This is a genomic window from Pseudomonas sp. FP2196, assembly GCF_030687715.1.
Taxonomy (GTDB): Bacteria; Pseudomonadota; Gammaproteobacteria; order Pseudomonadales; family Pseudomonadaceae; genus Aquipseudomonas.
The window spans coordinates 4,332,573-4,354,094 of record NZ_CP117445.1 but is presented as its reverse complement, the minus strand read 5'-3'; the positions used below and the strand labels follow the sequence as shown (position 1 = coordinate 4,354,094).

Here is a 21,522-nt window from a genome sequence, read left to right as displayed (position 1 = left end):
GCGGGGGGATCGCTATAATCGGCGGCTTTTGTTCATGAGTGCGGGGTGAGGGATGCGCGATCGACTGTTGGCTGCGGAGAAAGTAAAGGCCATCGATTGGCGAGATGGCGCGCTCCACCTGCTGGATCAGCGTATTTTGCCGTTCGAGGAAACCTGGATTGCCTACACCAGCGCCGCCGGCGTGGCTGAGGCAATTCGCTCGATGGTGGTGCGTGGCGCGCCGGCCATCGGTATCAGCGCGGCTTATGGCATTGTGCTCGCAGCCCGGGCCCGAATCGCTGCAGGTGGTGACTGGTACGCGGCGCTGGAAGAGGATTTCGCGCTGCTTGCCGATTCCCGTCCGACCGCGGTCAACCTGTTCTGGGCGCTGGGCCGCATGCACGATCGCCTGGATCGCTTGAAGGAAAATGCCGATCCGCTGGCGGCGCTGGAGGCCGAGGCCATCGCCATTCACGAAAGCGATCGCGAAGCCAATCTGACCATGGCCCAACTCGGCGTCGATCTGATCCGCAAGCATCAGGGCAATGCGCAAGCGATTCTCACCCACTGCAACACCGGTGCCCTTGCCACCGGCGGTTTCGGCACGGCGCTGGGGGTCATTCGCGCGGCTTTCCTTGAAGGGATGGTTGAACGCGTTTACGCAGACGAAACCCGACCATGGCTGCAAGGCTCGCGCCTGACCGCGTGGGAGCTGGCCAACGAAGGCATTCCTGTGACCCTCAATGCTGACTCCGCCGCCGCGCACATCATGAAGACCAAAGGCGTGACCTGGGTGATCGTCGGTGCTGACCGCATTACCGCCAATGGCGATGTGGCCAACAAGATCGGCACCTATCAACTGGCGGTCAATGCCATGCACCACGGCGTGCGTTTCATGGTGGTGGCGCCGAGTTCGACCATCGACATGAATCTGGCCAGTGGTGATGACATTCCGATCGAAGAGCGTGACGGCGCCGAGTTGCTGGAAGTCGGTGGCAAGCGCGTGGGCGCTGATGTTGAAGCGTTTAACCCGGTGTTTGACGTAACCCCTGCTGACTTGATCGATGCCATCGTCACCGAAAAAGGCATTGTCGAGCGTCCGGATACCGCGAAAATGGCCCAGTTGATGTGCCGCAAGCGCCTGCACTGATGCCCTTTGGCGTCTAGTCGATCGCCAGCGCCAGCAGGCTGACTCCGTGTCGAACAAAATCCCTGTAGGAGTGAGCCTGCTCGCGATGAGGTCCTGAATGTCAATAAACATCCCAAAACCAAGCCCGAATTCCGCCTTCAAAGAAGCTCTAAGCCTCTCTCGTCCCCCTTTCAGACGATTACCGGTCAACTAACTATGCTCCATGCGCTTATGGGGGATAGGTGCGTGGCGGCGATTGTGGTAGCATCCGGCGTTTTCCGAGGCAGTCCCACGGGGTTGTCTTCACTGCGCAAATCCAGGGCTCAACTTGTTGATTTGTCGTAAGTCGGCGCATGGCACTCAGCCTGCATCGACGAGCTTCGTGATCCCTATGGATATGACGAGGTTTCACCAGAAAAAGGAATCAGGCTTCTCATGGGCGAACTGGCCAAAGAAATCCTCCCGGTCAATATCGAAGACGAGCTGAAACAGTCCTACCTCGATTACGCGATGAGCGTGATCGTCGGCCGTGCACTGCCGGATGCGCGCGATGGCTTGAAGCCCGTGCACCGCCGCGTGCTGTTCGCGATGAGCGAGCTGGGCAACGACTTCAACAAGCCGTACAAGAAATCTGCCCGTGTTGTCGGTGACGTGATCGGTAAATATCACCCGCACGGTGATACTGCCGTCTACGACACCATCGTACGTATGGCTCAGCCTTTCTCCCTGCGCTACCTGTTGGTCGACGGTCAGGGCAACTTCGGTTCGGTGGACGGCGACAACGCTGCAGCCATGCGATATACCGAAGTGCGCATGACCAAGCTGGCTCACGAGCTGCTGGCTGACTTGCACAAGGAAACCGTGGATTGGGTGCCGAACTACGACGGCACGGAAATGATCCCGGCGGTCATGCCGACCCGTATTCCCAACCTGCTGGTCAACGGTTCCAGCGGTATCGCTGTGGGCATGGCAACCAACATCCCGCCGCACAACCTCGGTGAAGTCATCGACGGTTGCCTGGCGCTCATCGACAATCCCGAGCTGACTGTCGACGAGCTGATGCAATACATCCCCGGTCCGGACTTCCCGACCGCCGCGATCATCAACGGTCGCGCCGGTATCATCGAAGCCTACCGCACCGGTCGCGGGCGCATTTACATGCGTGCGCGTTCGATCGTTGAAGACATCGACAAGGTCGGTGGTCGTCAGCAGATCGTCATCACCGAACTCCCTTACCAGTTGAACAAGGCGCGTCTGATCGAGAAGATCGCCGAACTGGTAAAAGAGAAAAAGCTTGAAGGCATCACTGAACTGCGCGACGAGTCCGACAAGGACGGTATGCGCGTCGTGATCGAACTGCGTCGCGGCGAAGTGCCTGAGGTGATTCTCAACAACCTCTACGCCCAGACCCAGCTGCAAAGCGTGTTCGGCATCAACATCGTTGCGCTGATCGACGGACGTCCACGGATTCTGAATCTCAAGGATCTGCTGGAAGCCTTCGTTCGTCACCGTCGCGAAGTCGTTACCCGCCGTACCGTGTTCGAACTGCGCAAGGCGCGCGAGCGTGGTCACATCCTTGAAGGTCAGGCCGTTGCCCTGTCGAACATCGACCCGGTGATCGCCCTGATCAAGGCTTCGCCAACCCCGTCGGAAGCCAAGGAAGCGCTGATCAGCACACCTTGGGAATCCTCGGCGGTGGTGGCGATGGTTGAGCGTGCCGGTGCCGATTCGTGCCGCCCGGAAAACCTCGATCCGCAATACGGTCTGCGCGAAGGCAAGTACTTCCTTTCGCCAGAACAGGCGCAAGCCATTCTGGAACTGCGTCTGCACCGTCTGACCGGCCTGGAACACGAGAAGCTGCTGGCCGAGTATCAAGAGATCCTCAACCAGATCGGCGAGCTGATCCGCATCCTCAACAGTGCCGTGCGCCTGATGGAAGTGATCCGCGAAGAGCTGGAAGTGATCCGCGCCGAATACGGCGATCAGCGTCGCACCGAGATTCTCGATGCACGCCTCGACCTGACTCTGGGCGACATGATCCCGGAAGAAGAGCGCGTCGTGACCATTTCCCACGGTGGCTACGCCAAGACCCAGCCGCTGGCTGCGTATCAGGCTCAGCGTCGTGGCGGTAAAGGCAAGTCGGCGACTGGCGTCAAGGATGAGGACTACATTGCTCACCTGCTGGTTGCCAACAGTCACTCCACGCTGTTGCTGTTCTCCAGCAAAGGCAAGGTGTACTGGCTGAAGACCTACGAAATTCCTGAAGCGTCGCGTGCTGCGCGTGGTCGTCCGCTGGTCAATCTGCTGCCGCTGGAAGCCGATGAAACCATCACCACCATGCTGCAGATCGATCTCGAGGCCCTGCAAAAACGTGCCGGTGCTGAGGATGAGGATGACGCTGACGATGCAATCATCGAAGGCGAAGTCGTCGAAGCTGAAGAAGCTGCCGAGCTGGAAGAGATCGACGGCGAAACAGCCGAGCTGGTGGCTGAGCCGACCGGTGAATTCATCTTCATGGCCACTGCTTCCGGTACCGTCAAGAAGACCCCGCTGGCACGCTTCGCCCGTCCGCGCTCCAATGGCTTGATCGCGTTGAAGCTCAAGGAAGGCGATACGCTGATTGCAGCTGCCATCACTGATGGCGCGAAAGAAATCATGCTGTTCTCCGACGCTGGCAAGGTGATTCGATTCGCTGAAGCCGCAGTGCGCGAAATGGGTCGTGGTGCGCGCGGTATTCGCGGCATGCGGATCCTCAAGGATCAGAAACTGATCTCCATGTTGATTCCTGAGTCGGGCGCGCAGATTCTGACCGCTTCCGAGCGTGGTTTCGGCAAGCGCACCGCACTGAGCAAATTCCCTCGCCGCGGTCGTGGTGGTCAGGGCGTGATTGCCATGGTCACCAAAGAGCGCAACGGCAAACTCGTCGGTGCAATCCAGGTGCAGGAAGGCGAGGAAATCATGCTGATTTCCGACCAGGGCACACTGGTGCGCACCCGTGTTGATGAAGTGTCCAGCCTGGGTCGCAACACCCAGGGTGTGACCCTGATCAAACTGGCCACCGATGAAACGCTGGTCGGTCTGGAGCGGGTTCAGGAGCCGTCGGAAGTCGAGGGCGAAGAGCTCGAGGGTGAAGAAGGATTGGTGTCCGGCGCGGAGGTCGTGATCGACGACGTTGCCGAAGACCAGCAACTCGACGCCGCAGCTGACGAAGAACCGCAAGAATAAGCGGACAAGCGAGGGGGCGGATGAGAATTCGCCCCCTTGTTATTTGTCCGGTATGAAAGTTTCTGAAGTGCAGAGTTACCGAATTACAGATTTATTGTGTATCACCAAGTCAGAGCGAGATTGGATGTGAGCAAGCGAGCCTATAACTTCTGCGCCGGCCCGGCGGCGCTTCCCGAAGCTGTCCTGCAACGCGCCCAAGGTGAACTCCTTGACTGGCACGGCAAGGGTCTGTCGGTTATGGAAATGAGCCATCGCAGCGATGAGTTCGTGTCCATTGCCAATCAGGCTGAGCAGGATCTGCGTGACCTGCTGAATATCCCTTCGAACTATAAAGTGCTGTTTCTGCAAGGTGGTGCCAGCCAGCAGTTTGCGCAGATCCCGCTGAACTTGTTGCCTGAAGGCGGCTCGGCCGACTATATCGACACCGGTATCTGGTCGCAGAAAGCCATCGAAGAGGCATCGCGTTACGGTCACGTCAACGTTGCCGCTACCGCCAAACCTTATGACTATTTCGCCATTCCGGGACAGAACGAGTGGAACCTGTCCAAGGATGCCGCTTACGTTCACTACGCACCGAACGAAACCATTGGCGGCCTGGAATTTCAGTGGATCCCGGAAACCGGCGACGTGCCATTGGTTGCCGACATGTCTTCGGACATCCTCTCGCGTCCGGTCGACATCTCGCGTTTCGGCATGATCTACGCCGGTGCGCAGAAGAACATCGGCCCGAGCGGCATCGTGGTCAACATCATCCGCGAAGACCTGTTGGGCAAGGCCCGTTCGCTGTGCCCGACCATGCTCAACTACAAAGTCGCGGCCGACAACGGCTCGATGTACAACACTCCGCCGACCCTGGCCTGGTACCTGTCCGGTCTGGTGTTCCAGTGGCTGAAAGAGCAGGGCGGCGTTGAAGCCATCGCCAAGCTCAATGACGTCAAGCAGCGCACGCTGTACGACTTCATCGACGCCAGCGGCCTCTACAGCAACCCGATCAACAAGTCGGATCGCTCGTGGATGAACGTGCCTTTCCGTCTGGCCGATGATCGTCTGGACAAGCCGTTCCTGGCCGGTGCCGAAGAGCGCGGTCTGCTCAATCTCAAGGGCCACCGCTCCGTGGGCGGCATGCGCGCCTCCATCTACAACGCCGTCGACATCACCGCCGTCAATGCGCTGGTGGCGTACATGGCTGAATTCGAGAAGGAACACGGCTGATGTCCGAGCAAGAACTCAAGGCACTGCGCGTTCGCATTGACGCTCTCGACACCAAGGTCATGGAGCTGATCAGTGAGCGTGCGCGTTGCGCCCAGGAAGTCGCGCGAGTAAAGATGGCCTCGCTGGCCGAAGGCGAAGTGCCGGTGTTCTATCGTCCCGAGCGTGAAGCTCAGGTGCTCAAGCGTGTGATGGAGCGTAACCAGGGGCCGCTGGGCAACGAAGAGATGGCGCGGCTGTTCCGCGAAATCATGTCTTCGTGCCTGGCGCTGGAGCAGCCGCTGAAAGTGGCTTACCTCGGCCCTGAAGGCACCTTCACCCAAGCGGCCGCCATGAAGCACTTCGGTCACGCAGTGATCAGCAAGCCGATGGCGGCGATCGACGAAGTGTTCCGTGAAGTGGCGGCGGGTGCGGTGAATTTCGGCGTGGTGCCGGTGGAAAACTCCACCGAAGGCGCGGTCAACCACACGCTGGACAGCTTCCTCGAACACGACATGGTCATCTGTGGCGAAGTCGAGCTGCGCATTCACCATCACCTGCTGGTCGGTGAAAACACCAAGACCGACAGTATCAGTCGCATCTATTCCCACGCTCAGTCGCTGGCCCAGTGCCGCAAGTGGCTGGACGCGCATTATCCGAATGTCGAGCGCGTGGCAGTGTCCAGCAATGCCGAGGCGGCCAAGCGGGTTAAAGGCGAGTGGAATTCGGCGGCGATTGCCGGTGACATGGCGGCAGGGCTGTACGGCCTGACCCGTCTGGCCGAGAAGATCGAGGATCGCCCGGATAACTCCACGCGCTTCCTGATGATCGGCAACCAGGAAGTGCCGCCGACCGGCGACGACAAGACGTCGATCATCGTTTCCATGAGCAACAAGCCCGGCGCGCTTCATGAGCTGTTGGTGCCGTTCCATGACAACGGCATCGACCTGACCCGCATCGAAACCCGTCCGTCGCGCAGCGGCAAGTGGACCTACGTGTTCTTCATCGACTTCGTCGGCCACCACCGTGATCCGTTGATCAAAGGTGTGCTGGAAAAGATCAGTCAGGAAGCAGTAGCACTCAAAGTGCTGGGTTCCTACCCGAAAGCAGTTCTGTAAGGGGCGGTAGTAAATGAGTGGCAATTTCCTCGCTCTGGCACAGCCGGGCGTGCAACAACTTTCGCCGTACGTTCCGGGCAAGCCTGTGGACGAACTGGCGCGCGAGCTGGATCTGGATCCGGCAAAAATCGTTAAACTGGCCAGCAACGAAAACCCGTTGGGTGCCAGTCCGAAAGCCTTGGTGGCGATCCGCGAAGAGCTGGCCGAGCTGACCCGCTATCCGGACGGTAACGGCTTTGCGCTCAAGTCTCTGCTGGCCGAGCAGTGCCGTGTCGAGCTGAACCAGGTGACTCTGGGCAATGGTTCCAACGACATTCTCGAACTGGTCGCGCGCGCCTATCTGGCGCCCGGCTTGAACGCGGTGTTCAGTGAGCACGCGTTCGCGGTGTATCCGATCGCCACTCAGGCCGTCGGCGCGCAAGCCAAAGTGGTGCCGGCCAAGGACTGGGGACACGACCTGCCGGCCATGCTCGCAGCCATCGACGCCAACACCCGCGTGGTGTTCATTGCCAATCCGAACAACCCGACCGGTACCTGGTTCGGCGCCGAAGCGCTGGACGAGTTCCTGCAGGATGTTCCGGAGCATGTACTGGTCGTGCTGGACGAGGCGTACATCGAGTATGCCGAAGGCAGTGATCTGCCGGATGGTCTGGACTTCCTCGCGGCGTACCCGAATCTGCTGGTTTCGCGCACGTTCTCCAAGGCCTATGGTCTGGCGGCTTTGCGCGTCGGCTATGGCCTGTCTACCCCGGTAGTGGCGGATGTGTTGAACCGTGTTCGCCAGCCGTTCAACGTCAACAGCCTGGCTTTGGCTGCGGCGTGTGCGGCGTTGAAAGACGAAGAGTATCTGGCGCAAAGCCGTCAGCTCAACGAGTCCGGCATGCAACAACTGCAGGCTGGTTTCCGTGAGCTGGGCCTGAGCTGGATCGAGTCCAAAGGCAACTTCATCTGTGTCGACCTCGGTCAAGTAGCGGCTCCGGTGTTCCAGGGTTTGCTGCGCGAAGGCGTGATCGTGCGTCCGGTGGCCAACTACGGCATGCCGAACCACCTGCGGGTGACCATTGGTCTGCCGGCGGAAAACAGTCGCTTCCTCGAAGCGCTGCGCAAGGTTCTGGCTCGTGGGTGATGTCACTGCACTGCAATCTGCTGCACCTATGATCGGTCGTCTGGTGGTGGTCGGTCTGGGATTGATCGGTGGTTCGTTTGCCAAGGGCTTGCGTGAAAGCGGCGTGTGCCGCGAAGTGGTCGGCGTCGATCTCGACCCGCAATCGCGCAAGCTGGCGGTCGAGTTGGGCGTGGTGGATCGCTGCGAGGATGACTTGGCAGCTGCATGCCAAGGCGCAGACGTGATTCAGTTGGCGGTGCCGATTCTGGCTATGGAGAAAGTGCTCGCGCGTCTGGCGAGCATGGATCTGGGTCAGGCGATTCTGACCGATGTCGGCAGCGCCAAAGGCAATGTGGTGCGCGCGGCGACCGAGGCGTTCGGCGGCATGCCGGCGCGTTTCGTGCCGGGGCATCCGATTGCCGGTTCAGAGCAGAGCGGGGTGGAAGCCTCCAATGCCGACCTGTTCCGTCGTCACAAGGTCATTCTCACGCCGCTCGAGCAAACCGACTCGCAAGCGCTGGCGGTGGTCGATCGTCTTTGGCGCGAATTGGGCGCCGATGTCGAGCACATGCAGGTCGAGCGTCACGACGAAGTGCTGGCTGCGACCAGCCATCTGCCGCACCTGCTGGCCTTCGGTCTGGTCGACTCGTTGGCCAAACGCAATGAAAACCTTGAGATCTTCCGTTACGCTGCCGGTGGTTTCCGCGATTTCACAAGAATCGCAGGAAGCGACCCGGTGATGTGGCACGACATCTTCCTCGCCAACCGCGAGGCTGTTCTGCGCACACTCGATACATTTCGCAGCGACCTCGACGCCTTGCGCGACGCGGTCGATGCAGGGGATGGGCACCAATTGTTGGGCGTTTTCACTCGCGCCCGGGTTGCCCGCGAGCATTTCAGTAAAATCCTGGCCCGCAGGGCCTATGTGGACGCTATGAATTCCAACGATCTGATCTTCCTGGCTCAACCTGGTGGCCGCCTGTCCGGTCGGATTCGCGTACCAGGTGATAAATCGATTTCCCACCGTTCGATCATGCTCGGCTCGCTGGCCGAAGGCGTCACCGAAGTCGAAGGGTTCCTCGAGGGTGAAGACGCCCTGGCGACCTTGCAGGCATTCCGTGACATGGGTGTGGTCATCGAAGGCCCGCACCACGGTCGCGTGACCATTCACGGTGTCGGCCTGCATGGTCTGAAACCTGCGCCGGGCCCGATCTATCTGGGCAACTCCGGTACGTCGATGCGTCTGCTGTCCGGCCTGCTGGCCGCGCAGAACTTCGACAGTACCCTGACGGGCGATGCTTCGCTGTCCAAGCGTCCGATGAATCGCGTGGCCAATCCGCTGCGCGAAATGGGCGCCGTGATCGAAACTGCCGCTGAAGGTCGTCCGCCGATGACCATTCGTGGTGGTCACAAGCTCAAAGGCCTGACTTACACCATGCCGATGGCCAGCGCGCAGGTGAAGTCCTGCCTGTTGCTGGCCGGTCTGTACGCTGAAGGCAAGACCACCGTTACCGAACCTGCGCCGACCCGCGACCACACCGAACGCATGCTGCGCGGGTTTGGCTACCCGGTAAGCGTCAATGGCGCCACGGCGTCGGTCGAGTCCGGTGGCAAGCTGACAGCGACCCATATCGAAGTGCCGGGCGACATCTCGTCGTCGGCGTTCTTCCTGGTCGCAGCTTCGATTGCTGAAGGTTCGGAGCTGGTGCTTGAGCACGTCGGTATCAACCCGACCCGTACCGGTGTGATCGACATCCTGCGCCTGATGGGCGCTGACATCACCCTGGAAAACCAGCGTGAAGTCGGTGGCGAACCTGTCGCTGACCTGCGCGTGCGAGCAGCTAAGCTCAAAGGTATCGAGATTCCTGAAGAGCTGGTTCCGCTGGCCATCGACGAATTCCCGGTGCTGTTCGTGGCAGCTGCGTGTGCCGAAGGGCGCACTGTGCTGACCGGTGCCGAAGAGCTGCGGGTCAAGGAATCGGATCGTATCCAGGTCATGGCGGATGGTTTGCTGGCGCTGGGCGTCAAATGCGAACCGACCCCGGACGGCATCATCATCGACGGCGGCCAGATCGGCGGCGGCGAAGTGCATGGTCACGGCGATCACCGTATCGCCATGGCTTTCAGCGTGGCCTCGCTGCGCGCCACTGCACCGATCCGCATCCATGATTGCGCCAACGTCGCGACGTCGTTCCCGAACTTCCTCGCTCTGTGCGGACAGGTCGGTATTCGTGTGGCACAAGAGGCTCAGTCGTGAAGAACATTGCACCGGTCATCACCATTGATGGGCCAAGCGGCTCGGGCAAAGGCACTGTGGCCGGGATTCTGGCCAAGCGCCTGGGCTGGAATCTGCTGGACTCCGGCGCGCTTTATCGCTTGCTGGCGTTTGCTGCGCACAATCATGGTGTTGACCTGACCAATGAAGAGCTGCTGAAGAAGCTTGCCGCTCATCTGGACGTTCAGTTCATTGCGGCGACCGACGGTCAGTTGCAGCGAATCATCCTGGAAGGTGACGAAGTCAGCGATGTCATTCGTACTGAAAGCGTCGGTTCCGGCGCTTCTCAGGTGGCTGCATTGCCCGCGGTGCGCGAGGCGCTGCTGCAGCGTCAGCGTGCTTTCCAGGAAGCGCCGGGCCTTGTTGCCGATGGTCGCGATATGGGTACGGTGGTTTTCCCCGATGCACCGTTGAAAATTTTTCTCACGGCCAGTGCCGAGGAGAGGGCGCGTCGTCGATATTTGCAGTTGAAGGGCAAAGTCGAGGGTGTTAGTCTGTCGAGTCTGCTAGATGAGATCCGTGCACGCGACGAGCGTGACACCCAGCGAGCGGTAGCCCCGCTTAAGCCGGCGGCTGACGCCATACAGCTGGATTCAACGGAGTTGTCCATCGATCAGGTGCTTGAACGCATCATGAGCGAGATCGCCATTCGCGATATCGCCGGGTGACCAAGAAGGCCACAGGGGACCAGTCATAGTCCTGCGGCGCTTCTTCTATATGAAACTAACCCACACCGTCTGGGGTGTGGAGATGGGCGTATCCTTCGCCCTCATTTACAGGAATTAAAATGAGCGAAAGCTTTGCGGAACTCTTTGAAGAAAGCCTAAAAACCCTGAACCTTCAGGCAGGCTCCATCATCACCGGTGTTATCGTTGATATCGATTACCAAGCTCGCTGGGTAACCGTTCACGCTGGCCTGAAGTCTGAAGCACTCATCCCGCTTGAGCAGTTCTACAACGACGCTGGCGATCTGACTATCAATGTCGGTGACGAAGTTCACGTTGCTCTGGACTCGGTTGAAGATGGTTTCGGTGAAACCAAGCTGTCCCGTGAAAAAGCCAAGCGCGCTGAGTGCTGGATCGTTCTGGAAGCTGCCTTCGCAGCCGAGGAAGTGGTCAAGGGCGTTATCAACGGTAAGGTTAAAGGCGGCTTCACTGTCGACGTTAACGGCATCCGTGCGTTCCTGCCAGGTTCCCTGGTTGACGTCCGTCCAGTGCGCGACACCACGCACCTGGAAGGCAAAGAGCTGGAATTCAAGGTCATCAAGCTGGACCAGAAGCGCAACAACGTTGTCGTTTCCCGTCGCAGCGTCCTGGAAGCCGAGAACTCCGCCGAGCGTGAAGCTCTGCTGGAATCCCTGCAGGAAGGCCAGCAAGTCAAAGGTATCGTCAAAAACCTCACCGATTACGGCGCATTCGTCGATCTGGGTGGCGTGGACGGCCTGCTGCACATCACCGACATGGCTTGGAAGCGCATCAAGCATCCTTCCGAGATCGTCAACGTTGGTGACGAAATCGACGTTAAGGTTCTGAAATACGATCGCGAACGCAACCGTGTTTCCCTGGGCCTGAAGCAGCTGGGCGAAGATCCATGGGTTGCTATCAAAGCCCGTTACCCAGAAAGCACTCGCGTTACCGCGCGTGTAACCAACCTGACCGACTACGGCTGCTTCGCTGAGCTGGAAGAAGGCGTTGAAGGTCTGGTACACGTTTCCGAAATGGACTGGACCAACAAGAACATCCACCCTTCGAAAGTCGTACAAGTCGGCGACGAAGTGGAAGTTATGGTTCTGGACATCGACGAAGAGCGTCGTCGTATCTCCCTGGGCATCAAGCAGTGCAAATCTAACCCATGGGAAGATTTCTCTGGCCAGTTCAACAAGGGCGATAAAATCTCCGGCACCATCAAGTCGATCACCGATTTCGGTATCTTCATTGGTCTGGACGGCGGCATCGACGGTCTGGTTCACCTGTCCGACATCTCCTGGAACGAAGTGGGCGAAGAAGCTGTTCGTCGTTTCAAGAAGGGCGACGAGCTGGACACCGTTATCCTGTCGGTTGACCCAGAGCGCGAGCGTATCTCCCTGGGTATCAAGCAACTGGAAAGCGATCCGTTCTCCGAGTACGTCTCGGTTAACGACAAAGGCGCAATCGTTACTGGCACCGTGAAAGAAGTTGACGCCAAAGGCGCCATCATCGTTCTGGCCGACGATATCGAAGCGACTCTGAAAGCCTCCGAAATCAGCCGTGACCGCGTTGAAGATGCGCGCAACGTTCTGAAAGAAGGCCAGGAAGTAGAAGCCAAGATCATCAGCGTTGATCGTAAGAGCCGCGTGATCCAACTCTCCATCAAGTCGAAAGATGATGCTGAAGAGAAAGAAGCTATCCAGAGCCTGAAAGAGACTCCGGAAGCTGCTACCGGCGACACCACCATGGCGGCACTGCTGCGCCAGGCAATGGCCAAACAGAACTAAGTTCTGCTTGATCATTAAAAAGGGCGACTTCGGTCGCCCTTTTTTGTGCCTGCGATATTTGACGCTTTGACTATCCGGATACGTTGTATTGGATTCGTGTCAGGTGTGTAGGTGAGGGGGCTGCTGCGTTCTTGTTTTCGGGGTTGTAGGCTTCTGATTGTGCGGCGTGCTAGGCTTGCCGCTCAAAAAGATGGAGTGAGTTGATGAGTGGGCGTTTTTCGGGGGCTGACGGTATTCGTGGCCTAGCCTGTCTGATGGTGCTTTGTGCCCATATTCCAGGGTTTTTCTTTCCTCAAATAGCAGGATACTTTTCTGGCACCGGAAAATATGGTGTTTGGTTGTTTTTTGTTTTAAGTGCCTTTCTGCTAACAAGCAAGTTCGCCCGCAACGGGTTTTCTGTGACAGAGATACTTGGGTATGCCGTTGGCCGTTTCCTGAGGATCGTGCCGTTGTTCCTGCTCGTTGTTGTCTTCTATTGGTATTTCAATGTCGCAGGAATTACAACCTCGGAGGACGTTGTCAATGCTATGGCCTTTCGACAGGGGTACTCCCATTTGTGGACAATTCCGGTTGAGTTCAAGTTTTATTTTTTTCTGCCATTCATAGCATTTGCTTTTATAGTTGTAGAGCGTCGGTGTGGTGCAGTTGCAGTCGCAATTTTCGCGCTCTCTTTGATGGTTATTCATCAGTTGTCATGGCCGTATTGGCTGACTCCGGAAAACAGCATTTCTACACACTGGTATCTCCCGAGTTTCATTTTCGGGTGTTATGCCGCAGTTTCTATCGAAGGGGTGGGTAAATGGTTGACCCCTCGAATGGCAACAGGGTTTGCCGTTGCGGTGATCATAGCGTTGCTTGCTCTAAGCCCGGGTGGCAGGAATATATTGTTTGCAATGCCGCTCGATGGCTGGCTAATGAACAAGTTCATATACCTCAGTTTTCTCTGGATGGTGTTTATTTTAGCGCTGGCTAACGGCCAAGGGCGGATCGGAGGATTGATGCAATCTTTCGCGCTAAGAAAACTAGGGGCGTGGAGTTACTCTATTTACCTGATTCACTGGATTTTTTATCAGAAGCTGTCTCTTCTGCATAAAGGTGGGCTCTACGCAATGCTGGCGTTCGTTGGGGCTATCATGGCGGGTGCCGCTATGTACGTCTTTATCGAATCGCCGATCGAGCGCTTCAGGCACTCACTCCAGGGAAAGTTAAAGAAAATGTGGCCTGTAGCGGCCTGAGATCAGCCCGCCTTCAAGCGGGCTTTTTTCATTGCGTCGTGGTAGGAGTGAGTAACCGTCCGGTTTGCTGGCAGGAGGTATTGCTATTCTGTATTGGGGGTGTTCTGCCCCCTCCTTTGGCGGCGCTAAGCTTGACTTGGGTGTACGGTGAAACCATTCATGGATCGAGGGTGTCTGTTGAGTGGAGCGGGTCGGATATCAATTCGAGACTATTCTTGTCTTTAATTTGAGGGGCTGTCGGAGCGGGTGTCCGCAATAAGGAAATGGATGAACAAAATCATTGTGCTGGTTGTGCTGGTTGTGCTGTCGGCCGGTTGCACCACGAGCGCGAAGACCCATGCGGTAAGAGGTGTGAGTGGTATAGAGATCGACTGCTCGGGTCTCGGGTCGGGATGGGACAAGTGCCTCAAGCGTGCGGCGAAGGAGTGTAAATCCTCGGGATACAAGGTGGTCGCGCGGTCTGATGATTTTCGGGAAGAAGATGACTTTCCGTTTGGTTTCAATCCGGCAGGTTACGTGACCCGGACCATGGTCGTGATATGCCGGTAAGCCCCTTTGCTGTTGGGTATCGGGCGGTGCGAGGAGTGGCGAAGATGCGCCGCCATGGTTATGTCGGATTGCAGGCTGTTCAAATTCTTCTGGGCATGCTAAAACCTTTTAAGCGCTGATCTAGCTGCTTGAAAAAGAAGGGAAAAATATGACGAAGTCGGAGTTGATCGAACGAATTGTCACCCATCAAGGGCTGCTCTCATCCAAGGATGTGGAGTTGGCTATCAAGACCATGCTTGAACAAATGTCGCAATGCCTGGCTACCGGTGATCGCATCGAGATTCGTGGTTTTGGCAGCTTCTCCCTGCACTATCGTGCACCGCGTGTCGGGCGTAATCCAAAGACAGGTCAGTCTGTCAGCCTTGACGGTAAATTCGTTCCACATTTCAAGCCAGGCAAAGAGCTGCGTGATCGTGTGAACGAGGAAGAGGAGGAGGGCGTTTGATCCTCGCTGATTATCAGGGAGCTACTCATGCATAACTTCAAGCGCATACTTCTTGGCGTTTTTATTCTCTTGCTGGTGTTGACCATCCTTGCGTTTGTGCTTGAGAACCAGCAGTCAGTGTCGTTGTTGTTTTTAGGCTGGGCCGGCCCTCAGCTTCCAGTGTCTGTGGTTGTCGTGGCAGCGTTACTGGTCGGTATGGTCGTCGGTCCGATTCTTGGCTGGTTTTTGGCACGCTCGTCCAGGGCTGCGCGCAAGCGTCTTGTCTGAAAACGACAAGTGCGAGGCGTCTGTCGAAATTGCGCCTCAGCCTGTCTATATCCATTAGTAAAAGATTCATTAAGCTGTAAAATGCGTCCCTTGTTCGATAGTGGCCTATTCCCACATCGATTTAGACTGACTCTGACAGAAGCTTAGACGTTTATGGCTTCTGCATTCATGGATTGACAGTGCTCGATGGTGTCACTGTCCGCAGCTCAAGGGTATGGTTTCGCGTGAAAATTCTAGTTACCGGCGGCGCCGGGTTCATCGGCTCGGCAGTCATCCGTCACATCATTTCCAATACCAACGACGCAGTGATTAACGTCGATAAGCTGACGTATGCCGGTAACCTTGAGTCGTTGGCTGAAGTTAGCGGTGATTCGCGCTACGTATTCGAGCACGTCGACATCTGTGCTCGTGATCAGATTAACCGTGTTCTGCGTGAGCACCAACCAGATGCGATCATGCATCTGGCAGCAGAATCTCACGTCGATCGCTCGATTACTGGCCCGTCCGAATTCATTCAGACCAACATCATCGGCACCTATACACTTCTGGAAGCTGCGCGCCACTATTGGACTGCGCTGGATGATGCGCGTAAAGCCAGCTTCCGCTTTCATCATATTTCGACTGACGAAGTTTATGGTGATCTTGAAGGGCCGGAAGATCTCTTCACCGAAACAACGCCTTATCAGCCAAGTTCGCCTTATTCGGCCAGCAAGGCCAGCTCCGATCATCTCGTTCGCGCGTGGGCGCGTACGTATGGTTTGCCGACGCTGGTCACCAACTGCTCGAACAATTACGGCCCCTGCCACTTCCCGGAGAAGTTGATCCCGCTGATCATTCTCAATGCGCTTGAAGGTAAGTCGCTGCCGGTCTATGGCAAAGGTAATCAGGTTCGCGACTGGCTCTATGTCGAAGATCACGCTCGTGCTTTGTACAAAGTCGTTACCGAAGGTGTAATCGGTGAGACGTACAACATTGGCGGTCACAACGAGAAGCAAAATATTGAAGTGGTGCATGCATTGTGTGCGCTGCTGGATGAATTGCGTCCAGATTCGGCTCATCGTCCGCACGCCAGCCTGATTACCTACGTTCAGGATCGTCCAGGACATGATCAGCGTTACGCGATCGACGCCAGCAAGATCCAGCGTGAGCTTGGCTGGACGCCGGAAGAAACATTCGAAACCGGTATTCGCAAGACTGTCGAATGGTATCTCAGCAACACTGAATGGGTGGCTCACGTTAAAAGCGGTAGCTATCAGCAGTGGATCGACCAGAACTACGCAGATCGCATGAACAAGGCATGAAAATTCTTCTGCTGGGCAAAAATGGCCAAGTAGGCTGGGAGTTGCAACGCTCCCTTGCCCCGCTTGGCGAGCTGATAGCGCTTGATCGTCATGCCATTGATGATTTGTGTGGCGATTTGTCCGATCTCGATGCGTTGCGTGCAACCATCCGGCGTGTCAGGCCCGATATCATCGTAAATGCTGCTGCCTATACGGCTGTCGACAAGGCTGAATCAGAGCCGGAGCTGGCTGAACGTGTCAACGCTCAGGCAAGCCGCCTGATGGCCGAGGAGGTCGCGCTTCTGGGTGGTTGGCTGATCCACTATTCGACCGATTATGTCTTCAGTGGTCAAGGCATCGTGCCCTGGCAAGAGACGGATGCAGTAGCTCCGGTCAATCAGTATGGGGTTAGCAAGCTGGCGGGTGAGCAAGCGATTATTGCCTCCGGATGCAAGCATCTGATCTTTCGAACCAGCTGGGTCTACGGCGCCAGAGGCAACAATTTCGCCAAGACCATGCTGCGTTTGGCGAAGGATCGCGACACGCTGAGCGTTATCGCTGATCAGGTGGGAGCGCCGACAGGGGCTGACCTGATTGCCGATGTCACTGCGTTGGCTATTCGTCAGGTCTTGCAGCAGCCCGAGCTGTCAGGCTTGTATCATTTGGCATCCGGCGGCGAAGTGTCTTGGCATGGTTACGCAAGTCATGTGATTGCATTTGCTCAAAATAATGGTGAACAGCTCGCTGTCGAGACGGTCAATCCGATCGACACGACCGCTTATCCAACACCCGCGCGTCGACCTCTGAACTCACGCTTGAATACTCAGAAACTACGCGACAATTTTTCTCTACACTTGCCGGATTGGCAAAGTGGTGTAACCCGAATGCTTAGGGAAGTTCTCGAAAAATGACCACGACAAATCGTAAAGGCATCATCCTCGCCGGTGGCTCGGGCACGCGCCTGCATCCGTTGACCCTTGGCGTCTCGAAACAGATGTTGCCGATCTACGACAAGCCGATGATCTTTTATCCGCTGTCGGTGCTGATGCTCGCCGGTATGCGCGAGATTCTGATTATCTCTACCCCTGAAGACTTGCCTTGTTTCCGCAAGCTTCTGGGGGATGGAAGTCTGTATGGCATCAAATTGACTTATGCCGAACAGCCAAGTCCCGATGGCTTGGCGCAGGCCTTTATCATTGGCGAAGAATTCATCGGCAACGATCCTTGCTGCCTTATCCTGGGCGATAACATCTTTTACGGTCAGCACTTCTCCGACAATCTGCGTTCGGCCACCAACCAGCAGCGGGGTGCAACGGTATTTGGTTACCACGTATCCGATCCGGAGCGATTCGGTGTCGTCGAGTTCGATGCTTCCGGCCGCGCTCTGAGCATCGAAGAAAAACCGCTGAAGCCGAAATCCAGCTACGCCGTGACGGGCCTGTATTTCTATGACAATCAGGTTGTGCAGATTGCCAAGAGCATCAAGCCTTCAGAGCGTGGAGAGCTGGAGATCACTGACGTCAATCGTGCCTACCTTGAGCAGAAATCGCTGAATGTGGAAATGCTGGGTCGTGGTTTCGCTTGGCTGGATACTGGCACCCATGATTCCCTGCTGGAAGCGAGCCACTTCGTTCACACAATCGAACAGCGTCAGGGCTTGAAAGTTGCCTGCCTAGAAGAAATCGCCTATCACAACGGCTGGATCACCGCCGAGCAACTGGCCGCTCAAGCTGATGCGCTTAAAAAGACGGGTTACGGCCAATACTTGCAGAAGCTGTTGGGCACGCCTTCACGCTGATCGAATAACCCTTTTCGCGCCGTAGTGTTTAACCGGCCTAATCAGGATTGGCATGCCAGTAGAACATCCCAGGGTTGCAGTGTTGCTGGCGGCCTTCAACGGCATGCGCTGGATCGAGGAGCAGTTGGCCTCGATCCTGAACCAGTCAGCTGTCGACGTAACCGTTTACATTAGTATCGACCCCTCCACTGACTGCACCGAAAGCTGGTGCGCGGATTATGCTGCGCACCATGCTCAAGTGATCGTCCTGCCTGATGCTGGCAGCTTTGGGGGGGCGTCGCGTAATTTCTTCAGGCTGATTCGCGATGTGCCTGTGGACGAATATGACTTCATCGCCTTCGCTGACCAGGATGATATCTGGAATCTCGACAAGCTTGATCGCGCGACTCAGGCGATCCGGTTGCGCCAGGTTGACGCCTACTCCAGCAACGTCACGGCGTTCTGGGTAGATGGGCGGGCTTGTCTGCTCGACAAAGGCCAGCCGCAAGTCGCTTGGGATTATTTGTTCGAGGCTGCCGGTCCGGGCTGTACCTATGTCATGAGTCGTCGACTAATGACGCAGTTGAAGGCGTCGATGCTCGCCAATTGGGACGAGTTGCAGCGGGTTAGCCTGCATGACTGGTACTGCTACGCCTACACCCGTAGTCACGGCTATAGCTGGTTCATTGATCCGTTGTCGTCAATGCAATATCGCCAGCACGAGCAAAATCAAGTGGGGGCGAATGCCGGCCTCGGTTCATTGATTGATCGTTACAAGACGATTCACGATGGGTGGTGGTTTTCCCAAGTGCGATTGATTGCGAGGTTGGTGGGCGTCGGGGACGACGCGTTCGTGCGACGCTGGTTGCCGTTAGGTCGCAGGCAGTTGTTGAGATTGTCCTTGAGTGCCCGGCATTGTCGGCGCCGAAAGAGGGACAAGGTGTTTTTTTTCTGCATTTGTTGGATTACTGCGGTCATTGGGAAAAAGTTGAATGACTAAACGCCGGGTATTGGTTACAGGTGCCACCGGGTTTGTCGGTGAGGCAACGGTTTTTCGCATGTTGCTCGACAAGGTGTATGCGCCTGTTGCCGCCGTGCGCGGTGAAAGCCGGTTGAGCGGCTTGTGTGATGTGGTGCCGTTCGATTTGAGCGCCTGCGTTGAGTTGCCGGCGTTCGTGCAGATCGATACGGTGGTTCACTGTGCGGCACGCGTCCATGTGATGAGTGATACTGCTGCCGACCCGCTGATAAAATTCCGTGAGATCAACGTCCAGGGCACAACGCGCCTGGCTCGCAAAGCGGCCGGGTCGGGTGTCAGGCGTTTCGTCTTCATAAGTTCGATCAAGGTCAATGGTGAAGCGACATTGCCCGGTATGCCTTTCAGGGCTGACGATCAGCCCGCACCCGTTGATCCCTATGGTGTTTCCAAATGCGAGGCGGAAGAGCGCTTGCGTGAAATCGGTCGTGAGACCGGCATGGAGATTGTCATTATCCGTCCGCCTCTGGTGTATGGCCCGGGTGTGAAAGCCAACTTTCTCAGCATGATGACCTGGTTGCGCAAAGGCTTGCCATTGCCGTTGGGGGCGTTGCATAACCAGCGCAGTCTGGTGGCGCTAGGTAATCTCGTGGATCTGATTGTTACCTGCATTGCGCATCCCGCTGCGGCGAATCAGACGTTTCTTGTGAGCGATGGCGAAGACCTGTCCACCACCCGGTTGCTCCGTCGTATGGCGGCGGCATTGGGTACGCGGGCATTTTTGTGGCCTCTTCCACAAAGGCTGCTGCGCACTGCTTCGCAGTTGCTGGGCAAAGGGGATGTGGCGCAGAGGCTTTGCGGTTCATTACAGGTCGACATCGACAAAACCCGTTCGCTGTTGCAGTGGTCGCCTCCCATCAGTGTCGACAGGGCCTTGATGGTCACCGCGTCGCATTACCTCAATCGGTGATAGAAGCGGCGTGGGATCAATTCGTATGCTGTTTTCGTGTGGGTTGAAAATGTCGGGAAGTGGAGGCCGCCGATCCACAAGTGTCAATTGGCAAAATGCCACCCCTTTTGCCAATGCAGGGCGCTTGATACCCTACGCACCCCCCAAACCAATACAGCTTTTGCCGGTTTATTGAAGTTCAATACAGGCGGAAGGAGTTTCTGTTTTCCGGTGCTGTCAATGCACGGCTGTATTTCATGTGGTGATATCACTAGGCTATCAAGTGGCTTTGACTCATTGTTATAATGGCAAATTTTGCGTAGTCGGAGCTGCCCATGAGAAGAGCATGTCTGGCTTGCCCCTCTGATGATGCGCAGTTTGATGGCGGGCGAACCAACGCCGTCATTATTTTATCCTTAATGCAATGGAGTGCTCGGTGGTAGTCCCTCTTCCGCAAGCTGTTCAGACAGGTGATTCACCTTCCCGCGAAGCTGCTGATATGCCGGGTAAAGGTTCGCAAGCTTCGCGCGTCACAATCCTTATGTGTACTTACAATGGTGAGCGTTTTCTGTCTCAACAACTCGATTCCATTGCTCGTCAAAGTTTTCAGAACTGGGATGTTGTGGTATCGGACGATGGCTCAACCGATGCCACTCTGGACATATTGCGTCAATACGCCGACGCCTGGGGTGAAGGCAAGCTGACCGTTCGGGCAGGCCCAAAGAGCGGTTTCGCGGCGAATTTTCTGTCGCTAGCCTGTGTCGCCCCCACTCGGTCCGATTTTTACGCATGGGCCGATCAGGATGATATCTGGCAAGACTGTAAACTTGAGGTCGCTCTCAAGTCGCTACAGCACCTGCCGATGGATACTCCAGCACTGTATTGTGCGCGTACTGAATTGATTGACGATACGGGGGCGGTGATCGGCTGTTCGCCGTTGTTTGCCCGACCGGCCAGTTTCGCCAATGCGTTGGTGCAGAGCCTTGCCGGTGGTAACACCATGGTCTTCAACCGTTCGGCGCAAGGGCTATTTCAGGCGGCCGGGGCGCATCTCGATATAGTGTCCCATGACTGGTGGGCCTATTTGTTGGTGACCGGTGCGGGCGGTCAAGTTGTCTATGACCACGTCCCGACCATCCTCTACAGACAGCACGATACCAATCTGATCGGTTCCGACATGGGCGCGCGCGCACGTCTGGCTAGATTGCGCATGATGTTCAGCGGGCGTTTCAAAGGATGGAACCAGAGAAATATCGCTGCCCTTGAATCGGTTCGCGCACGGTTGAGTGAAGAGAATAAATCGACCCTGGATCTGTTTCAAAAAGCCCGAAAATCCCGAGGCACGGCTCGATTCTTGTATTTGAAACGGTCCGGCGTCTATCGGCAGACTGTGTGGGGTAGCCTGGGACTGATTCTGGCCGCAGTCATTAATAGAATATGAAGATATTCGCGCCTGAAGGAGGCTTTACAAGTTTCCTACAGGCACGTTGGCAGTATTTGAACGAGAGAATTTTTGATGAAGTTCATCTCCCTGCGTTTTTTTAGGTGTGTG

Annotated in this window: 18 protein-coding genes; all 18 read left to right on the top strand. The window is 56.6% G+C overall.

What is annotated here, in order from left to right:
- The first annotated feature begins 52 nt into the window (after positions 1-52).
- The 18 genes from mtnA (at position 53) to PSH79_RS19330 (ending at position 21,411) form a co-directional block, all read left to right on the top strand.
- Positions 53-1,129, top strand: a complete 1,077-nt coding sequence (gene mtnA, locus PSH79_RS19415; RefSeq protein ID WP_305439062.1) for an S-methyl-5-thioribose-1-phosphate isomerase — start codon at positions 53-55, stop codon at positions 1,127-1,129.
- A 414-nt stretch (positions 1,130-1,543) separates the two neighbouring features.
- Positions 1,544-4,333: a DNA gyrase subunit A gene (gene gyrA / locus PSH79_RS19410; RefSeq protein ID WP_305439061.1), complete on the top strand. Its 2,790-nt coding sequence runs from the start codon at positions 1,544-1,546 to the stop codon at positions 4,331-4,333.
- A 126-nt stretch (positions 4,334-4,459) separates the two neighbouring features.
- A complete protein-coding gene (gene serC, locus PSH79_RS19405) occupies positions 4,460-5,545 on the top strand; it encodes a 3-phosphoserine/phosphohydroxythreonine transaminase (protein ID WP_305439060.1) in 1,086 nt (361 codons plus the stop codon).
- The gene (gene pheA / locus PSH79_RS19400) at positions 5,545-6,639 is read left to right on the top strand and encodes a prephenate dehydratase (protein ID WP_007908404.1); all 1,095 of its coding nucleotides are present in this window, start codon (positions 5,545-5,547) and stop codon (positions 6,637-6,639) included. The genes serC and pheA overlap by 1 nt, the downstream gene beginning before the upstream one ends.
- Before the next feature lie 13 nt (positions 6,640-6,652).
- Positions 6,653-7,765 (top strand): histidinol-phosphate transaminase, encoded by a 1,113-nt coding sequence (gene hisC, locus PSH79_RS19395; protein ID WP_305439059.1) that lies wholly within the window; start codon positions 6,653-6,655, stop codon positions 7,763-7,765.
- Positions 7,766-7,793: 28 nt separating this feature from the next.
- Positions 7,794-10,001 carry a bifunctional prephenate dehydrogenase/3-phosphoshikimate 1-carboxyvinyltransferase gene (locus tag PSH79_RS19390; protein WP_305444011.1) on the top strand — a complete coding sequence of 736 codons (2,208 nt, stop codon included), beginning with the start codon at positions 7,794-7,796 and terminating at the stop codon, positions 9,999-10,001.
- Positions 9,998-10,687 (top strand): (d)CMP kinase, encoded by a 690-nt coding sequence (cmk, locus tag PSH79_RS19385; protein ID WP_015093983.1) that lies wholly within the window; start codon positions 9,998-10,000, stop codon positions 10,685-10,687. The genes PSH79_RS19390 and cmk overlap by 4 nt, the downstream gene beginning before the upstream one ends.
- A gap of 119 nt (positions 10,688-10,806) precedes the next feature.
- Positions 10,807-12,492, top strand: coding sequence for a 30S ribosomal protein S1 (rpsA, locus tag PSH79_RS19380; RefSeq protein ID WP_100847732.1), 1,686 nt, complete (start codon positions 10,807-10,809; stop codon positions 12,490-12,492).
- 203 nt (positions 12,493-12,695) lie between these two features.
- Positions 12,696-13,727: an acyltransferase gene (locus PSH79_RS19375; protein WP_305439057.1), complete on the top strand. Its 1,032-nt coding sequence runs from the start codon at positions 12,696-12,698 to the stop codon at positions 13,725-13,727.
- A gap of 267 nt (positions 13,728-13,994) precedes the next feature.
- On the top strand, positions 13,995-14,276 hold the full coding sequence (locus PSH79_RS19370; RefSeq protein WP_305439056.1) for a hypothetical protein: 282 nt from the start codon (positions 13,995-13,997) through the stop codon (positions 14,274-14,276).
- A gap of 148 nt (positions 14,277-14,424) precedes the next feature.
- Positions 14,425-14,721: an integration host factor subunit beta gene (gene ihfB / locus PSH79_RS19365; protein WP_003189779.1), complete on the top strand. Its 297-nt coding sequence runs from the start codon at positions 14,425-14,427 to the stop codon at positions 14,719-14,721.
- A 27-nt stretch (positions 14,722-14,748) separates the two neighbouring features.
- A complete protein-coding gene (locus PSH79_RS19360) occupies positions 14,749-14,988 on the top strand; it encodes a lipopolysaccharide assembly protein LapA domain-containing protein (RefSeq protein WP_305439054.1) in 240 nt (79 codons plus the stop codon).
- A 224-nt stretch (positions 14,989-15,212) separates the two neighbouring features.
- Positions 15,213-16,289 (top strand): dTDP-glucose 4,6-dehydratase, encoded by a 1,077-nt coding sequence (gene rfbB, locus PSH79_RS19355; RefSeq protein ID WP_305444010.1) that lies wholly within the window; start codon positions 15,213-15,215, stop codon positions 16,287-16,289.
- Positions 16,286-17,179, top strand: a complete 894-nt coding sequence (gene rfbD / locus PSH79_RS19350; protein WP_305439053.1) for a dTDP-4-dehydrorhamnose reductase — start codon at positions 16,286-16,288, stop codon at positions 17,177-17,179. The genes rfbB and rfbD overlap by 4 nt, the downstream gene beginning before the upstream one ends.
- Positions 17,176-18,066 carry a glucose-1-phosphate thymidylyltransferase RfbA gene (gene rfbA, locus PSH79_RS19345; protein ID WP_305439052.1) on the top strand — a complete coding sequence of 297 codons (891 nt, stop codon included), beginning with the start codon at positions 17,176-17,178 and terminating at the stop codon, positions 18,064-18,066. The genes rfbD and rfbA overlap by 4 nt, the downstream gene beginning before the upstream one ends.
- Positions 18,067-18,118: 52 nt before the next feature.
- On the top strand, positions 18,119-19,045 hold the full coding sequence (locus PSH79_RS19340; protein WP_305439051.1) for a glycosyltransferase: 927 nt from the start codon (positions 18,119-18,121) through the stop codon (positions 19,043-19,045).
- A complete protein-coding gene (locus PSH79_RS19335; protein ID WP_305439050.1) occupies positions 19,038-19,991 on the top strand; it encodes an SDR family oxidoreductase in 954 nt (317 codons plus the stop codon). Before PSH79_RS19340 ends, PSH79_RS19335 begins: the two co-directional genes overlap by 8 nt.
- A gap of 415 nt (positions 19,992-20,406) precedes the next feature.
- Positions 20,407-21,411 (top strand): glycosyltransferase family 2 protein, encoded by a 1,005-nt coding sequence (locus PSH79_RS19330; RefSeq protein ID WP_305439049.1) that lies wholly within the window; start codon positions 20,407-20,409, stop codon positions 21,409-21,411.
- Positions 21,412-21,522: the final 111 nt, after the last annotated feature.

What these genes read in the sequence shown, in the direction of transcription:
- mtnA (WP_305439062.1), top strand. Translation starts at nt 53, where the DNA reads ATGCGCGATCGACTGTTGGCTGCGGAGAAAGTAAAGGCCATCGATTGG.
- gyrA (WP_305439061.1), top strand. Translation starts at nt 1,544, where the DNA reads ATGGGCGAACTGGCCAAAGAAATCCTCCCGGTCAATATCGAAGACGAG.
- pheA (WP_007908404.1), top strand. Translation starts at nt 5,545, where the DNA reads ATGTCCGAGCAAGAACTCAAGGCACTGCGCGTTCGCATTGACGCTCTC.
- hisC (WP_305439059.1), top strand. Translation starts at nt 6,653, where the DNA reads ATGAGTGGCAATTTCCTCGCTCTGGCACAGCCGGGCGTGCAACAACTT.
- PSH79_RS19390 (WP_305444011.1), top strand. Translation starts at nt 7,794, where the DNA reads ATGATCGGTCGTCTGGTGGTGGTCGGTCTGGGATTGATCGGTGGTTCG.
- rpsA (WP_100847732.1), top strand. Translation starts at nt 10,807, where the DNA reads ATGAGCGAAAGCTTTGCGGAACTCTTTGAAGAAAGCCTAAAAACCCTG.
- PSH79_RS19375 (WP_305439057.1), top strand. Translation starts at nt 12,696, where the DNA reads ATGAGTGGGCGTTTTTCGGGGGCTGACGGTATTCGTGGCCTAGCCTGT.
- PSH79_RS19370 (WP_305439056.1), top strand. Translation starts at nt 13,995, where the DNA reads ATGAACAAAATCATTGTGCTGGTTGTGCTGGTTGTGCTGTCGGCCGGT.
- ihfB (WP_003189779.1), top strand. Translation starts at nt 14,425, where the DNA reads ATGACGAAGTCGGAGTTGATCGAACGAATTGTCACCCATCAAGGGCTG.
- PSH79_RS19360 (WP_305439054.1), top strand. Translation starts at nt 14,749, where the DNA reads ATGCATAACTTCAAGCGCATACTTCTTGGCGTTTTTATTCTCTTGCTG.
- rfbD (WP_305439053.1), top strand. Translation starts at nt 16,286, where the DNA reads ATGAAAATTCTTCTGCTGGGCAAAAATGGCCAAGTAGGCTGGGAGTTG.
- rfbA (WP_305439052.1), top strand. Translation starts at nt 17,176, where the DNA reads ATGACCACGACAAATCGTAAAGGCATCATCCTCGCCGGTGGCTCGGGC.
- PSH79_RS19340 (WP_305439051.1), top strand. Translation starts at nt 18,119, where the DNA reads ATGCCAGTAGAACATCCCAGGGTTGCAGTGTTGCTGGCGGCCTTCAAC.
- PSH79_RS19335 (WP_305439050.1), top strand. Translation starts at nt 19,038, where the DNA reads ATGACTAAACGCCGGGTATTGGTTACAGGTGCCACCGGGTTTGTCGGT.